This is a genomic window from Pseudomonas sp. BN411, from assembly GCF_029871235.1.
In the GTDB taxonomy this organism is placed as follows: Bacteria; Pseudomonadota; Gammaproteobacteria; order Pseudomonadales; family Pseudomonadaceae; genus Metapseudomonas.
In genome coordinates, this window is the sequence record NZ_SSOM01000085.1 from 142,748 (window position 1) to 157,666 (window position 14,919).

Annotated in this window: 9 protein-coding genes; 2 read left to right on the plus strand and 7 right to left on the minus strand. The window is 65.5% G+C overall.

Annotated features, from left to right (window positions below; genetic code table 11):
* Window positions 1-7: 7 nt before the first annotated feature.
* From E8F06_RS27700 to E8F06_RS27710, 3 genes are read right to left on the minus strand one after another with little or no spacing between them, the layout of a single operon-like run.
* Window positions 8-208 (minus strand): DUF1656 domain-containing protein, encoded by a 201-nt coding sequence (locus E8F06_RS27700; protein WP_280372370.1) that lies wholly within the window; start codon window positions 206-208, stop codon window positions 8-10.
* Complete coding sequence (locus tag E8F06_RS27705; RefSeq protein WP_280372371.1) at window positions 198-2,435, minus strand: FUSC family protein; 2,238 nt, start codon at window positions 2,433-2,435, stop codon at window positions 198-200. The genes E8F06_RS27700 and E8F06_RS27705 overlap by 11 nt, the downstream gene beginning before the upstream one ends.
* A gap of 9 nt (window positions 2,436-2,444) precedes the next feature.
* Window positions 2,445-3,953 carry an efflux transporter outer membrane subunit gene (locus E8F06_RS27710; protein ID WP_280372372.1) on the minus strand — a complete coding sequence of 503 codons (1,509 nt, stop codon included), beginning with the start codon at window positions 3,951-3,953 and terminating at the stop codon, window positions 2,445-2,447.
* Window positions 3,954-4,131: 178 nt separating this feature from the next.
* Here E8F06_RS27710 and E8F06_RS27715 point away from each other — a divergent pair, with 178 nt between their 5' ends.
* Window positions 4,132-5,082 carry a LysR family transcriptional regulator gene (locus E8F06_RS27715; RefSeq protein WP_151135844.1) on the plus strand — a complete coding sequence of 317 codons (951 nt, stop codon included), beginning with the start codon at window positions 4,132-4,134 and terminating at the stop codon, window positions 5,080-5,082.
* Window positions 5,083-5,319: 237 nt separating this feature from the next.
* On the opposite strand, the gene E8F06_RS27720 is transcribed toward E8F06_RS27715, so the two are convergent.
* The 4 genes from E8F06_RS27720 to fadD2 form a co-directional block, all read right to left on the minus strand.
* Entirely contained in the window at window positions 5,320-5,856 is a 537-nt protein-coding gene (locus E8F06_RS27720; protein ID WP_280372373.1) for a DUF3087 domain-containing protein, read from the minus strand.
* Window positions 5,856-9,926 carry an ATP-dependent RNA helicase HrpA gene (gene hrpA, locus E8F06_RS27725; RefSeq protein ID WP_280372374.1) on the minus strand — a complete coding sequence of 1,357 codons (4,071 nt, stop codon included), beginning with the start codon at window positions 9,924-9,926 and terminating at the stop codon, window positions 5,856-5,858. Before hrpA ends, E8F06_RS27720 begins: the two co-directional genes overlap by 1 nt.
* A gap of 268 nt (window positions 9,927-10,194) precedes the next feature.
* Window positions 10,195-11,901 carry a long-chain-fatty-acid--CoA ligase FadD1 gene (fadD1, locus tag E8F06_RS27730; protein ID WP_280372375.1) on the minus strand — a complete coding sequence of 569 codons (1,707 nt, stop codon included), beginning with the start codon at window positions 11,899-11,901 and terminating at the stop codon, window positions 10,195-10,197.
* 356 nt (window positions 11,902-12,257) lie between these two features.
* Window positions 12,258-13,946 carry a long-chain-fatty-acid--CoA ligase FadD2 gene (gene fadD2 / locus E8F06_RS27735; protein WP_280372376.1) on the minus strand — a complete coding sequence of 563 codons (1,689 nt, stop codon included), beginning with the start codon at window positions 13,944-13,946 and terminating at the stop codon, window positions 12,258-12,260.
* 185 nt (window positions 13,947-14,131) lie between these two features.
* Here fadD2 and E8F06_RS27740 point away from each other — a divergent pair, with 185 nt between their 5' ends.
* Window positions 14,132-14,869, plus strand: a complete 738-nt coding sequence (locus tag E8F06_RS27740; protein WP_280372377.1) for a transporter substrate-binding domain-containing protein — start codon at window positions 14,132-14,134, stop codon at window positions 14,867-14,869.
* Window positions 14,870-14,919 lie beyond the last annotated feature (50 nt).

A 14,919-nucleotide genomic window follows, 5' to 3' on the forward strand; every position in this document is an offset into this window, starting at 1 on the left:
GGGGGCCTCAACGGTAGATGGTCAGCGCCAGGGCGCAGTACAGGCAGGTGAACAGGCCGACGCGCAGCAGCGCCGGGTGCCAGGCGTGGCGGTACAGGCCGCACCAGGCGAACAGGCGGTCCAGCCCCCAACTGAGCAGGAAGGCCACCAGGAACAGCAGGGTCAGGCTCGGCATATAGACGCCGTGCAGGACGATCTCACGCGGCATGGGCGGCTCCTTGCAGGCGTGCCGGCACGGCGTCGCCGGCCAGTGGGGTCTGCGGGTCCAGCAGGGACGTGCGGATGAAGTGCAGGTAGCTCTGCAACCTGCGCAGGGGGGATGTGTCGAACTGCGGTGCGCAGGGCTCGGCGGTGCTGCGCACGCTGTCGATAGCCTGTTCCACGGCAGACAGGGCACGCTGGCGGTTGGCTTCCGAGGGTTGGATGAACAGCCGCACCAGCGCACGCCCCATGGCACGGATGGCGTTGCGCCAGGGCATGGACTCGGCGTAGCAGGACAGCGCCGGCAAGCGCGCCTGTTCCAGGCGCAGCTCGATCACCGCATGCCCCACTTCCTGCACCAGGAACATCCAGCGCAGCAGCTGGCGCTGCACATCCGGGCGGCCGGCGGAATACAGGTAGGCCTGGTTCAGCAGATCGCGGGTGCCGCTTTCGAAGCCGGACACCAGCCCCTTCATCCGACCACTCACGGCGCGTACCACGCACATGCGCAGGTCGTGTTCCAGGCGACGCCAGAGCCAGGGCCGGTTGGGTGGCAGCAGCACGGCAGCCGCCGCAGTGGCCAACGCCATGGACAGCACCGAGGCGAGGTACTCGTTGAGCACCCGATGGGGATCGAACAGGGTCTGGTTGGCCGGCATGGAGGTCATGGCAAACCACACCAGCAGGCCCAGGCCGGCACCGGCCACTTGCGGCCGCGCGAGCATCCAGGCGCCCAGGGCGACCACAGGTGCCAATGCACAGCAGAGCAGCGCGAAGCCGTCGATTTCGGGCAACACCCGGAAGGTCATGAAGATGCCGAGGCAGGCGCCAGCGGAAGCGCCCAGGGTGAGCTGCAACGACAGGCGTCGGGGATTGGACGAGGACGACGCCAGGGCCGAAACCATGCCGATGGTCATGGCGAAAGTTCCGCCACTGGGCCAGGCGGTGGCCATCCAGAACACACTGAGCACCAGGATCAGCAGGCTGCTGCGCAACCCCGCCACGGCGGCGGCCACGGCGTTGGCGCGAGGCCGGAAGTTCTCCTTCCACTGCTCGCGCGCGTGGTGGTCGTCCAGTAGCGAGGCGTGGGTCTGGGCGTAGTTGTGCAGGTCGTCGGCGAAGCGATAGAGCAGTTCGGCGGCGGTGTCGTAGTCCAGGCTCTGGGCTTCGCTGGGTTGCTGCATGGCGAGCTGCGCCCGACCGCTGCGGATCAGCTGCATCAGCTCTTGCTTGCAGGCCTCCAGTCGGATGGCGAGCTGCGCCGCATCGGCTTCGCTGCTGAGGCGATCGCGCAGAGGTGCGAGCAGGCCGGCGATTTCGGCCAGGCACGGCTGCAATGAAGCGAGCACGATCCCACCGTAGGAGCCAGCTCTGCTGGCGAACGCTTCCAGCTCCGAACCTTCGCGAGCAGAGCCCGCTCCTACATCAGGTGCAGGCGCGCTGGCCAGGCGCCGAAGCAACTGGTGCAGGCCGTGGAAACGGGTGGAGAGCACCATGAACTCATTGTTCAGCCGCGCCAGTCGTCCGCTGCGCATGCGCATGTGCGGGTCTTCGAAGGCGGTGGCGCTGCGCATGTTCTCCAGGCTCACGGCGGCGGCGGCAAAGCGCGCGGTGCTGGCGTCGAAGCGCGCGGTATCCAGACCGCCGGCCAGCCCTTCGCAGGCAAAGGCGGCGAAATCGCGGAAGCGTCCATGCAAGGTGTTTCGCAGGTCGGTACTGGTGCTCTGCGGCAGGATCAGGCCGTTGACCAGGCCGGTGCAGAGAATGCCCAGGCTGATTTCCAGCACCCGCCAGAGCGCGAGCATGAAAGCGTCGTCGGGATGGGTAGTGGCCGGCAGGCCGATCATCACCGCCGTGTAGCCGGCAAGCACGCAGGCGTAGCCGCGGAAGTCGCGATAGCGCGCGGCGCCGGCTGTGCACAGGCCGATCCAGATCGCCAGGCAGAGCATGAAGAGCACCCGTTCCTGGTTGAACAGGGCGATCAGCGCCACCATCACCGTCAGCCCCAGCAAGGTGCCGATGATGCGGTAGAAGCTCTTGGCCAGGACCTGCCCGCTCTGCGGCTGCATGACGATGAACACGGTCACCAGCACTGTTCCCGGCTGCGGCAGTTCCAGGCGATAGGCCAGCCACAGCGCCAGGAAGGCAGTGAGCAGCGCCTTGAAGATGAAGGCCCAGGTCAGGCCGTCACTGCGCGCCCAGTCGGCCAGCGCGCGGTTGAAGGTTTGAACCATGAAGGGACCTCAGGACTTGGGAAGAAAACGCAGGCGCGGTTCCTGCGGCGCCAGGCCGGCGTCGGACGGACCGCCTGGCTCGGGCAACACGCCGCCGCCAAGGGCCAGCAGCAGGTCGGCCTGGGCGCCGAGCAGCGCCGCGCGGACTTGCTGTTGCTGGAGTTGGCGCTGGAACAATTCGGGCTGGGTTTCCAGCACCGTATCGAAGTCGGTCAGGCCGCGTTGCTGGGCCAACAGGGCGAGGTCGCAGGTCTTCTGCGCGGCGGCCACCGCTTCGGCGGCCAGTGCCTGCTGCTGACTCAGCGACTTGATGCGCACCAGGGCATCGGCCACCTGTTGCAGCGCGGCGACCAGTGTCTGGTTGTACTGCTCCACGGCCAGGTCGTATTCGGCAGCAGCGGCGCCGAGTTCACCACGGCGCAGGCCGCCGTCGAACACCGGCAGACTGAGGGCCGGGCCGAGGTTGTAGGTGAGCTTGTCGTAGCGCAGGAAATCCAGCACGCCGCCCTGGGTGGCGTTGGAGCCGATGCCGCCCAGCAGGTTGACGTTGGGATAGAAGCCGGCCTTGGCGACTTCGATGCCACGCGCCTGCGCCGCCACCTGCCAGCGGCTGGCCACCAGATCCGGCCGGCGCCCGAGCAGTTCCAGCGGCAGCTGCGCCGGCAGGCCGGGCAGGTTCTGCAGATCGAGTGCGGGACGCTGCAAGCGTTCGCCCTCCCCCGGTCCCTTGCCGGCCAGGGCGGCGAGCTGGTTGCGGGTCAGGGCGATGGATTCGTCCAGCGCGTCGATCTGCCGATGGCTTTCCGGCAGGGGTGCCTCGGCGCGGCTGACGTCCAGGCGCGTGCCGATACCATCGCGCAAGCGACGCTCGGCCAGATGCAGGACTTGTTCCTGCTGGGAAAGATTGGCCCGGGCGACATCCATCTCCGCGTGCAACAGTGCCAGCCGGATATAGCTGCGCACCAGGTTGCCCTGCAGTTCCAGCGCAGCCAGGCGCGCCTCGGCCACCGCTACGCGGGTCTGGTCCAGGGCCTGGTGGCTGCGGCTGCGCTCACGGCCCCACAGGTCGAGGTCGTAAGAGAAGCCCAGCAGGCTGGTGTTGTTCCAACTGGTGGTGCGGGCGAGTTCGCCGGGGCCGTAGAAATAATCGTCGGGCCAACGCTTGCGCTGCAGGTTGGCATCGAAGTTGACCTGGGGCTGCTCGGCCGACTCCACCACCCCGGCCAGGGCGCGGGCCTGACGTACGCGGGCAGCGGCCATGGCCAGGCTGGGGCTGTCGGCCAGTGCCTGCTCCATCCAGGCGTCCAGCTGCGGGTCGCCATAGGCGCGCCACCACTGGGTGCTTGGCCAGGCAGCATCTCGCTCGGCGCGGCGAATGGCCGAACCGGGGTCCAATTGGGTGGCGTCCAAGCGCTCGGCCTGGGGGGCTATGCCCTGACTATCGATACAAGCGGAGATGAGCGAAACGACGGCGAACAGACTGGCGCGGGCGACGCCGGGCCAAGGATTGCGGTGCACTGCGGCATATCCTGAATGCTGGGTAACCAGGGCTGATGCCTGGAACGGCGGCGATTCTAGAACTGGGCACTCTCGGCGATAAGGCGACGGATAGATAAAGGATTGTGTACTGAATCAGCCATAATCCACCGACATACTTCGTGACAAAATTCGGCTCCCCTCCGGGCCAGGACCCTACATGGACATCCTCTTCAACATGCGCGCCTTCGTCTGCGTGGCGGAGACCGGCAGCTTTACCGCCGCTGCCCAGCGCATGGACCTCACGACCTCGTACATTTCCCGCGCCGTCGCCACCCTCGAAACCCATCTGCGCACCCGCCTGCTGCACCGCACCACCCGCCGCATCGCCCTGACCGAAGCCGGCCAGCGCTACCTGCTGCGCTGCGAGCAGATCCTTGGCTATATCGAAGAAGCCGAGGCCGAGGCCAGCGAGGCCCATGCGCGGCCGGTGGGCAACCTCAAGGTGCATGCCATGACCGGCATCGGCCAGCACTACCTGATCAAGGCCATCGCCGGGTACAGCGAGAAGTACCCGGATGTGAGCTTCGACCTGACCCTGGCCAACCGCACCACCGACATCCTCGACGAGGGTTACGACATCTCGGTGGTGATCGCCCAGGAACTGCCGGACTCGGGGTTCATTTCCAAGCAGCTCGGCACCACCTACAGCGTGCTCTGCGCATCGCCCGGCTACATCGAGAAACACGGCGCCCCCCGCCTGCCCGCCGAGCTGGCGAAGCACCGCTGCCTGCGCCTGGTGAACAACGTGATGTCCCTGGACAAGTGGCTGTTCGAGGGCCCGGACGGCCAGGAGATGGTCAGCGTCAACCAGACGCCCTTCCAGGTGAATACGGCCGATGCGATGACCGAAGCCATCAAGGCCGGAATAGGGGTTGGCGTGGTGCCGGTGTACTCAGCCATCAGCGGCCTGAGGGACGGCAGCCTGGTGCGCGTGCTGCCCAATCACAGCCTCTTTCCCCTCGGCATCTACGCCCTCTACCCGTCGCGGCAATTCCTCGACGCGAAGATCCGCACCTGGGTGGAGTTCCTTCGGGAATTCCTGCCGGAGCGGGTCGCGGCGGATGAAAAGGCGGTGGCGGAGTACAGCTTGAGGTTGGGGGGGCGGTAGCGGCTTGGCTTTCGCGCTAGCCTGAAGGCACCCTCACCCCCGGCCCCTCTCCCTGAAGAGGAGAGGGGTGACTCGCGCCGGCCGGTCCCTGCCTCAGCACATTCCCTGTGGGGGCGAATTCATTCGCCAAGCAGAACACAGTTCTGCCGTAGGTTGGTGCTGAGGAACGAAGCCCAACATTTCCCTGCCCTGCTCCGAGCCATCAGCCGCTCTCCCGGAGGTAGGAAGGTGGCGGAACTACTTGCCGTACCCCTTCACCGCCTCCAGCCAGTCCAGGTCCAGACGGTTCTGCTCCACTTCCAGCCCTTGTGCCTCCATCGCCCCGCGGTGCTGGTTGATCTCATGCACGTGGTGGCTGAGGTCGGCGCTGTTGCCGTCTAGCTGGTGCATCTGGGTCAGGCCCAGGTGGTAGAAGCGCAGCAGCTTCATCGCCGCCGGATCTCCCGCTGCCACTCCCGCCTTGACCTTGTGCATGACGTTGGTGACGCGCATCAGGCTGCGCTTGAGCTGCCAGCCATAAACGGCCGGGGCCATCCAGGGGCGCGGCCAGAGCTGGATGCGCACCACCGCGACGGTAATCGCCAGCCCGGCGAGGACGCCGATCAGGTTCCAGCGGAAGTTATCGCCGCCGGACGTGCCGAACACCTGCACGCAGAAGGTGGACAACAGCAGCGCCAGGGCGATGAAGATCGCCGCGACCACCAGGGTGATGCGGCGGGTCTGCTTGCGGTAGAGCTCGGGGCTCATGGGACGGATTTCGAAGGGCTCACTCATCAGGCTTCTACCTGGCTCCACTGTTTGTTCAGGCGCTTATCGGACACCGCCATCTTCGTGCCCAGCTGCTGGGCGAACAGCGAGACGCGGTATTCCTCCAGCATCCAGCGATAGAGCACCAGCTCCGGGTCGCGCTTGCCTTCCTGGGCGTGCTTGGCCAGGCGGGCCTTGTACTGCTCCCAGTAGCCGGCCAGCTCGCCGGACCAGACGCGGTCGCGTTGCAACTGTGCGGCGATCTTGTCGAAACGCTGCTCGATGGCCTTGAGGTAACGCGGCAGTTCCTTCAGCCACTCCGCCGGAGTCTCGCGGACAAAGCCCGGATAGACGAGGTTGCCCAGCTGCGCCTTGATGTCGTTCAGCGCCACCGCCTGGGCCAGGTCGATGCGGCCCTTGAAGCGTTTCTGCAGGGCATGCCAGAGCTTGAGGATTTCCAGCGTCAGGCGCGCCAGGCGCTCAGCGTGCTCGGCCCAGGCGCCGCGCTTCTTCTCCGCGAGCGAGGCCAGGGCCGCGCCGTCGCGGGGCAGACTGGCTTCGCCGTCGAGGATGCAGCTGTCCAGGCTGGCCAGGAGAATATCCTCCACCAGCGCATCGACGCGGCCCATGTCGCGGTACAGCAGGCCAAGCTCAGTGAGGCCCGGCAGCTTGCCACGGAGGAACTTGGCGGGCTCACCAAGCTGTTGCAGCAGCAGGCGCTGCAGGGCACGGCGGTGTTGCCATTCGGCTTCGGCCTGGGTCGGGAAGCGGCTTTCCTTGACGCTGCCACCCTCCTCCACCAGCGCCGGGTACACGGTCATGGAGAGACCGGCGACCTTTTGCTGGGTCTTTTCCGCGACCTGGGCGAAGCCCTTGGCCTCCACCGGCTTCTGTTCCTTCTGCGCCTGCGGAATGGCCAGGGCGGCCTGGCTGGCTTCGGCAAAGCGCGCGGTGATCTCGGCCAGGTCGCGGCCTTCGCCGAGGAACTTGCCGCGGGCATCCACCACTTCCAGGTTCATCTTCAGGTGGCCTTCCAGCTGGGCGGCCGCCTCGACCCAGGCTTCTTCCGGCACGCGGGCGCCAGTCATGCGCTGCAGCTCACGGCCGAGCGCTTCCGGCAACGAGCCCTGGGCGAACACCAGCTTCGCCAGGGCCGCCTTGACGAAGTCCGGCACCGGCACGAAGTTTTTGCGGATGGCCTTGGGCAGGTTGCGCACCAGGGCCACACATTTGGTTTCCAGCAGGCCCGGCACCAGCCATTCAAGGCGCTCCGGCGGCAGCTGCGGCAGCAACGGCGCGGGTACGCGCAGGGTCACGCCGTCGCGGACGTGACCGGGCTCGAAGTGGTAGGACAGCGGCAGCTCCAGCTCGCCCAAGCGCAGCTTGTCCGGGTACTGCGCGGCGGTGACCTCGCTGGCTTCGCGGGCCAGCACGTCTTCCTCGCGCATGATCAGTAGGTTCGGGTTCTTCGCCCGCTCCCGCTCGTACCAGTTTTCGAAGCTGGCAGTCTGGTAGATGTCCGCCGGCAGGCGCGCCGCGTAGTAGGCGAAGAGGGTTTCCTCGTCGGCCAGGATGTCGCGCCGGCGGGCCTTGGCTTCCAGTTCGTCGAGCTTCTCCAGCAACTGGCGGTTGGCGGTGAGGCACTTCGCCTTGCTGTGGATTTCGCCGCGTACCAGGCCTTCGCGGATGAACAGCTCACGGGAAACTTCCGGGTCCACCGGGCCGAAATGCACGGCGCGTCGGCCGACGATGATCAGGCCGTAGAGGGTGATCTGCTCGAAGGCCACGACCTGGCCACGACGCTTCTCCCAGTGGGGCTCCAGGTGGTTCTTCTTCACCAGGTGACCGGCCAGGGGCTCCAGCCAGTCCGGCTCGATCTTCGCCACCATCCGCGCGAACAGCTTGGTGGTTTCCACCAGTTCGGCGGTCATCACCCACTGCGGGCGCTTCCGGGCGATGGCGGTGCCGGGGTGAATCCAGAAGCGCCGCTGACGCGCGCCGAGGTAATCGCCTTCCTCGGTCTTCTGGCCAATCTGGCTCAGCAGGCCGCAGAGGATCGCCTTGTGCACCTTGGCGTAGTCGATGCTGCGCTGTTGCTGTTCGGCCTTGGCGGCGGCATCACGCGGACCTTCGGCAGGACTGCTTTTCGTAGGATGGCGCTGAGCGGAGCGATGCCCATCGTTTCGACCAGCATGGGTATCGCTACGCTCCACCCATCCTACGGGGGCTTCGGCGCGCTGGGTTTTACTCCGTTCGGGGAAGAGCTTCAGCTCGCGGCAGATCAGCACCAGTTGGCGGTGGGCGTCGCGCCATTCGCGCAGGCGCAAGTAGTTGAGGAAGTTCTTCCGGCACCAGTTGCGCAGGGGGTTGGAGCCCAGCGCCTGGCGCTGTTCCTCGAAGCCGCGCCAGAGGTTGATCAGTGCGGCGAAATCAGAGTCCACATCCTTCCATTGCGCGTGCGCCTGGTCGGCAGCCTGCTGGCGTTCGATCGGCCGCTCACGCGGGTCCTGCACCGACAGCGCGGCGGTGATCACCAGCACTTCGTCGAGGCTGCCTTGGCGGGCGCCTTCCAGCACCATGCGCCCCAGGCGCGGGTCGATGGGCAGGCGCGCCAGTTGGCGGCCAATGGGGGTGAGCTGGCTCTCGCGGTTCACCGCCGAGAGCTCCTGCAACAGGGTGAAGCCGTCCTTGATCGCCTTGCCGTCCGGCGGCTCGATGAAGGGGAAGGCTCCGATATCGCCCAGGCGCAGGTGGAGCATCTGCAGGATCACCGCCGCGAGGTTGGTGCGCAGGATCTCCGGATCGGTGAAGGTCGGGCGGGAAAGGAAATCTTCCTCGCTGTAGAGGCGCACGCAGATGCCCGGCTCGACCCGGCCGCAACGGCCCTTGCGCTGGTTGGCGCTGGCCTGGGACACCGCTTCCACCGGCAGGCGCTGGACCTTGGCGCGGTAGCTGTAGCGGCTGATGCGCGCGGTGCCGCTGTCGATCACGTAGCGGATGCCCGGCACTGTCAGCGAGGTTTCCGCGACGTTGGTGGACAGGACGATCTTGCGGCCCGGCATGGGCTGGAAGATTTTCTGCTGCTCGGCCGGCGTCAGGCGCGCGTACAGCGGCAGCACTTCGGTGTGTTTGAGTTGAGCCTTGCGCAGTACTTCGGCGCAGTCGCGGATTTCCCGCTCGCCGGGGAGGAACACCAGCACGTCGCCGGGGCGCTTGCCCACTTCGCGCTCGTGCGCGGCGATCTCGTCCAGGGCGCGGAGGATGCCCTGGTCCACGGACAGGTCGTCGAACAGCGCCTCGCCATCCTCGTCCACCTCGGCGGCCAGCGGCCGGTACCAGGTGTCTACCGGGTAGGTGCGGCCCGAGACTTCGATGATCGGCGCATCTCCAAAATGCTTCGAGAAGCGCTCCAGGTCGATGGTGGCCGAGGTGATGATCAACTTGAGGTCGGGGCGGCGCGGCAGCAGGGTTTTCAGGTAGCCGAGGAGGAAGTCGATGTTCAGGCTGCGCTCGTGGGCCTCGTCGACGATGATGGTGTCGTAGCGTTCGAGGAAGCGGTCGTGCTGGGTTTCGGCCAGCAGGATGCCGTCGGTCATCAGCTTGATCAGGCTGCGCTCGTTGGACTGGTCCTCGAAGCGCACCTGGTAGCCCACCAGCTCGCCCAGGGGGCTGCCGATCTCTTCCGCAACTCGCGTGGCCACGCTGCGTGCCGCCAGTCGGCGCGGCTGGGTATGGCCGATCAGGCCGTGGGTGCCTCGACCGATCTCCAGGCAGATCTTCGGCAACTGGGTGGTCTTGCCCGAACCGGTTTCACCGGCGATCACCAGCACCTGGTGCTTTTCCAGGGCCGCCTTGATTTCGTCGCGCTTGGCGGCGATGGGCAGGGCATCGTCATAGCGCATCACCGGCACGCTGGCCCGCCGCGCCTCCGCCCGCGCCACCGAGGCCTGGAAGCGCTCGGCCCATTGCGCCAGCTTGGTGGCATCCGGCTGCTTGCGCAGCTCATGGAGCTGCCGGCGCAGGCGATGCCGGTCGGCGCCCATGGCCTGGTCGAGGCGTTGCAGGAGTTGTTCGGGGCTGGGGGATTGCTCGCTCATCGGTTCCGCTGATTCTGCTGTCGTTTTCGGCAAGGGCGGAATTGTCGCAGATTTCCCCCGGCGCGGGCTTGGACCTGTAGGGGCGAATTCATTCGCCAAGCCCGTAGGATGGGTTGAGGTACGAAACCCATGCGGGCCGCGCTGGATGGGTTTCGCAAGCTCTACCCATCCTACGAATCCGAATCCCCCTCACTGTAGAGCGATGCTTCGCAGCCCGGAAACGACAAGGCCCCGCGAGTGCGGGGCCTTGTCGGGTGGTTCGGCGGGATCAGGCCTGGGCCTTTTCCTGCTTCGCCTTGAGCTTCTTCAGCTCTTCGTCACGCAGTTCGCGGCGCAGGATCTTGCCGACGTTGGTGGTCGGCAGCGCATCGCGGAACTCGATGGCGCGCGGCACCTTGTAACCGGTGACGTTGCTGCGCATGTGCTCCATCACCTGCTCCTTGGTGAGGCTGACGCCGGGCTTGGCCACCACGAACATCTTGATCGCCTCGCCGGATTTCTCGTCCGGCACGCCAATGGCGGCGCACTGCAGCACGCCCGGCAGGGTCGCCAGCACGTCTTCCAGTTCGTTCGGGTACACGTTGAAGCCGGACACCAGAATCATGTCCTTCTTGCGGTCGACGATGCGCATGAAGCCGTCGTCCTGGATCACCGCGACGTCGCCGGTCTTCAGCCAGCCGTCGGCATCGAGGATTTCGTCGGTGGCTTCCTGGCGCTGCCAGTAGCCTTTCATCACCTGCGGGCCTTTCACGCACAGCTCGCCGGGTGCGCCCAGGCCGACGTCCTTGCCCTCTTCGTCCACCACCTTGCACTGGGTGGACGGGACCGGGATGCCGATGGTGCCGATCTGGATGCTCTGGAAGGGGTTCACCGATACCACCGGGCTGGTCTCGGTCATGCCGTAGCCTTCGCTGATGGCGCAACCGGTGACCTGCTTCCAGCGCTCGGCAGTGGCCAGTTGCAGGGCCATACCGCCGGACAGGGTCAGCTTCAGCGCGGAGAAGTCCAGCTTGCGGAAGCCCTCGTTGTTGCACAGGGCAACGAACAGGGTGTTCAGGCCGACGAAACCGGTGAACTTGTACTTCGACAGTTCCTTGGTCATGGCCGGCAGGTCGCGCGGGTTGGAAATGAGGATGTTGTGGTTGCCGGTCAGCATCATCGCCATGCAATGGAAGGTGAAGGCGTAGATGTGATAGAGCGGCAGCGGGGTGATGAGGATCTCGCAGCCTTCGTTCAGGTTGGCGCCCATCAGTGCCTTGCACTGCAGCATGTTGGCGATCAGGTTGCGGTGGGTCAGCATCGCGCCCTTGGCCACACCGGTGGTGCCGCCGGTGTATTGCAGCACGGCGATGTCGCCGCTCTGCGGGCTGACTTCGCGGACGGCGCGGCCACGGCCCTTGGCCAGGGCATCGTTGAGCTTGACCGCTTTCGGCAGGCTGAACGGCGGCACCATCTTCTTCACGTGCTTGATCACGGCGTTGACCAGCAGGCGCTTGAAGGTCGGCAGCAGGTCGCCGACTTCGGTGACGATGACGTGCTTCACGCCGGTGCGGGGCAGCACTTCCTCGGCCAGGTGGGCCATGTTGGCCAGGCAGACCAGCGCCTTGGCGCCCGCGTCGTTGAACTGGTGCTCCATTTCCCGCGCGGTGTACAGCGGGTTGGTGTTGACCACGATCAGGCCGGCACGCATGGCGCCGAAGACCACTACCGGGTACTGCAGGATGTTCGGCAGTTGCACGGCGATGCGGTCGCCGGGCTTGAGGTCGGTGTGGTTCTGCAGGTAGGCGGCGAAGGCACCGGAAAGCTCGTAGAGCTCACTGTAGGTGAGGGTCTTGCCCAGGTTGCTGAATGCGGGCTTGTCGGCAAAGCGTTGGCAGGACTCCTTCAATACCGCCTGGACGTTGGGGTATTGGTCGGCGTTGATCTCGGCAGGAACGCCCGCTGGATATTTGTCCTTCCAGAAGTTTTCGGTCATGGAGGCCCACTCCTAAGCAACAGCTGATTTCACTGTCCTCCAAGGGACAGTTGTTTGTTGTGTTCTGTGCGATTGTGCGCCCGAACGGGCAAAAAAACGCGCCGAGAGTATCAGCTTTAAAAGAGGCTCACCAGCACCAAACCAGCCCTTACCAGTCATAAAAGTGACCCAAAGCAGTGCAATTGGTCATATTTGGAGTCTGAACTCTAATTCGCCGACAAACGGCGTATTCCGCGGCTTTCACGGGTTCTCAAGGAAGAGATCGGACTGTCGGACAAGCCGTCCGTGCAAAAAGCGGGGGGAAGATGGGGCGGGCGGAGCGAGGGCAGGACGGAGGACCCGCCCTGCCCTTTCGGTCAGGCGATATCGCGCAGTTCGCGACGCAGGATCTTGCCTACCGGGGTCATCGGCAGGGCGTCCTTCAGCACGATGTGTTTGGGCACCTTGTAGCCGGTGAAGTTTTCCTTGCAGTAGGCCTTCAGCTCCTCGACGCTGACGCCGCCTTCGCGCGGCACCACGAAGAGCTTCACCGCCTCGCCGGATTTCTCGTCCGGCACACCAATGGCCGCGCAGTTGGCGACCTTCGGGTGGGCCATGACCACGTCTTCGATCTCGTTCGGGTAGACGTTGAAGCCGGAGACGATGATCAGGTCCTTCTTGCGGTCGACGATGCGCACGAAGCCGTCCGGGTCGATCACCGCGATGTCGCCGGTCTTCAGCCAGCCGTCAGCGTCCAGCACCTCGGCGGTCGCTTCAGGTCGCTGCCAGTAGCCCTTCATCACCTGCGGGCCCTTGATGCACAGCTCGCCGCGCTCGCCCAGGGGCAGTTCGTTGCCCGCGTCATCAATGGTCTTGAAAGCGGTGCCCGGCACCGGGATGCCCACGGTGCCCAGGCGCGCCTGGTTGCCGTAGGGGTTGGTGCTGGCCACGGGCGAGGTTTCGGTCAGTCCGTAGCCTTCCACCACCGAGCAACCGGTGAGGGACTGCCAGCGTTCGGCGGTGGCCTTGACCAGCGCGGTACCGCCGGAGTTGGTGACCTTGAGGTTGGAGAAGTCGAGGCTCTTGAACTCGGGGTGATCCATCAGCGCCACGAACAGGGTGTTCAGACCCAGCAGCGCGGAGAAGCGCCACTTCTTGAGCTCCTTGATGAAGCCGCCGATGTCGCGCGGGTTGGTGATGAGAATGTTGTGGTGGCCGTTGACCATCATGCACATGCAGTTCGCGGTGAAGGCATAGATGTGGTACAGCGGCAGCGGCGCAATCATGATCTCCTGGCCCTGCTTCATCAGCGGCGAACCATCCGGGCCGAGCTGCGACAGGCAGGCGTCCACCTGCTGCATGTTGGACACCAGGTTGCCGTGGGTCAGCATCGCACCCTTGGCCACGCCGGTGGTGCCGCCGGTGTACTGCAGCACGGCGATGTCTTCCAGGCTCACCCGCACCGGTTTCAGCGCATGGCCCTGGCCCTGCCTCAGCACGTCCTTGAAGTGGACCGCCTGGGGCAAGTGGTAGTCCGGGACCATCTTCTTCAGCGACTTCACCACGGTATTGACCAGCCATCCCTTCAGGCTCGGCAGCAGGTCACCCATGCGCGCTTCGATCAGGTATTCGATCTCGGTATCGGGCAGCACCTCTTCGACCAGCTTGCCGAACAGGTTGATGTAGACCAGCGCACGCACCCCGGCGTCCTTGAACTGGTGACGCATCTCGCGCGCGGTGTACAGCGGGTTGGTGTTGACCACGATGAGCCCGGCGCGCAGGGCGCCGAACACGGCGATGGGGTATTGCAGGACGTTGGGCATCTGCACGGCGATGCGGTCGCCGGGCTTGAGGTCGGTGTTCTTCTGCAGGTAGGCGGCGAAGGAGGCGGACAGGCGGTCCAGCTCGGCATAGGTCAGGGTCACGCCCAGGTTGCTGAAGGCGGGACGGTCGGCGAATTTCTTGCAGGATCGCTCGAACACCTCGATCACTGACTTGTAGGCGGCCAGATCGATTTGGTTGGGCACGCCGGCCGGGCGTTTGTCGCTCCAGAAATCAGGTTGCATTGTTCTTATCCTCATAGCCCTGAAATTGTCTGGCCCGCACTGCGGGACTGCCCGGAACTTAGCAGCTCCCGGGCGCAGCGCAAATATGCGACCGGGTGTCATTGACCACGTGAATCTTGCCGATAGTCCAGTTAGATTCGCCTAGCATTCGAACAAGAACATGACATCTGGATTACCTATCACCCATGCGTCTCCCTCTGCCCCTGTGGGCACTGCTGTCCTGCCTGCTCCTCAGCTGCGGCGTCCGCGCCGATCTGCGCCTGGCGACCCTGGAATATCCGCCCTATTGCTCGCAGTCCCTGCCACAGGGCGGCAGCATCATCGAACTCACCACCCGCGCCTTTGCCACCCAGGGCTACAAGATCCAGGTGGACTTCATGCCCTGGGCGCGTGTTCGCGCCGCCCTGCACAGCGGCCACTACCAGGGCGCCTTGGCGCTCTGGCCGCGGGAAGTGGTGGAGGAAAAGCTCCATGCATCGCGCCCGCTGTTCTATAGCGAGCTGGGATTCTTCGTGCGCAAGGACACGCCGATCGAATTCAAGGACCTGGCCGAACTCAAGGGACGCAAGGTAGGCGTGGTCAGGGGCTACGGCTATCCGACCGGTGTGCTGCACTCGGGATTCAGCCCCGAAGAGGCGGTGGACGACATCTCCAACCTGCGCAAGCTGGATGCCCGGCGTTTCGACCTGGTGCTGCTGGAGCGCGCGGTGGGCCAGTACCTGATCGCCACGGACGAGCACCTGCGCGGCAAGCTCCAATGGCAGCCGCCGGCGCTGGAACGCGTTCCCCTGCTGGCGGGTTTCACCACGCCGCGCCTCGGACAACCGGACTGGGCGCAAGTCTACGAGCGTGGCCTCCGAGACCTGTTGGCCAGCGGCGAGTACAGGCGCATCCTCGAACGCCATAACGTCGCCCCCAACTGAGCAGGCTTTGCGCCACCCCCGCGCCCGTGCACAATGCGCCGATTCCCCGG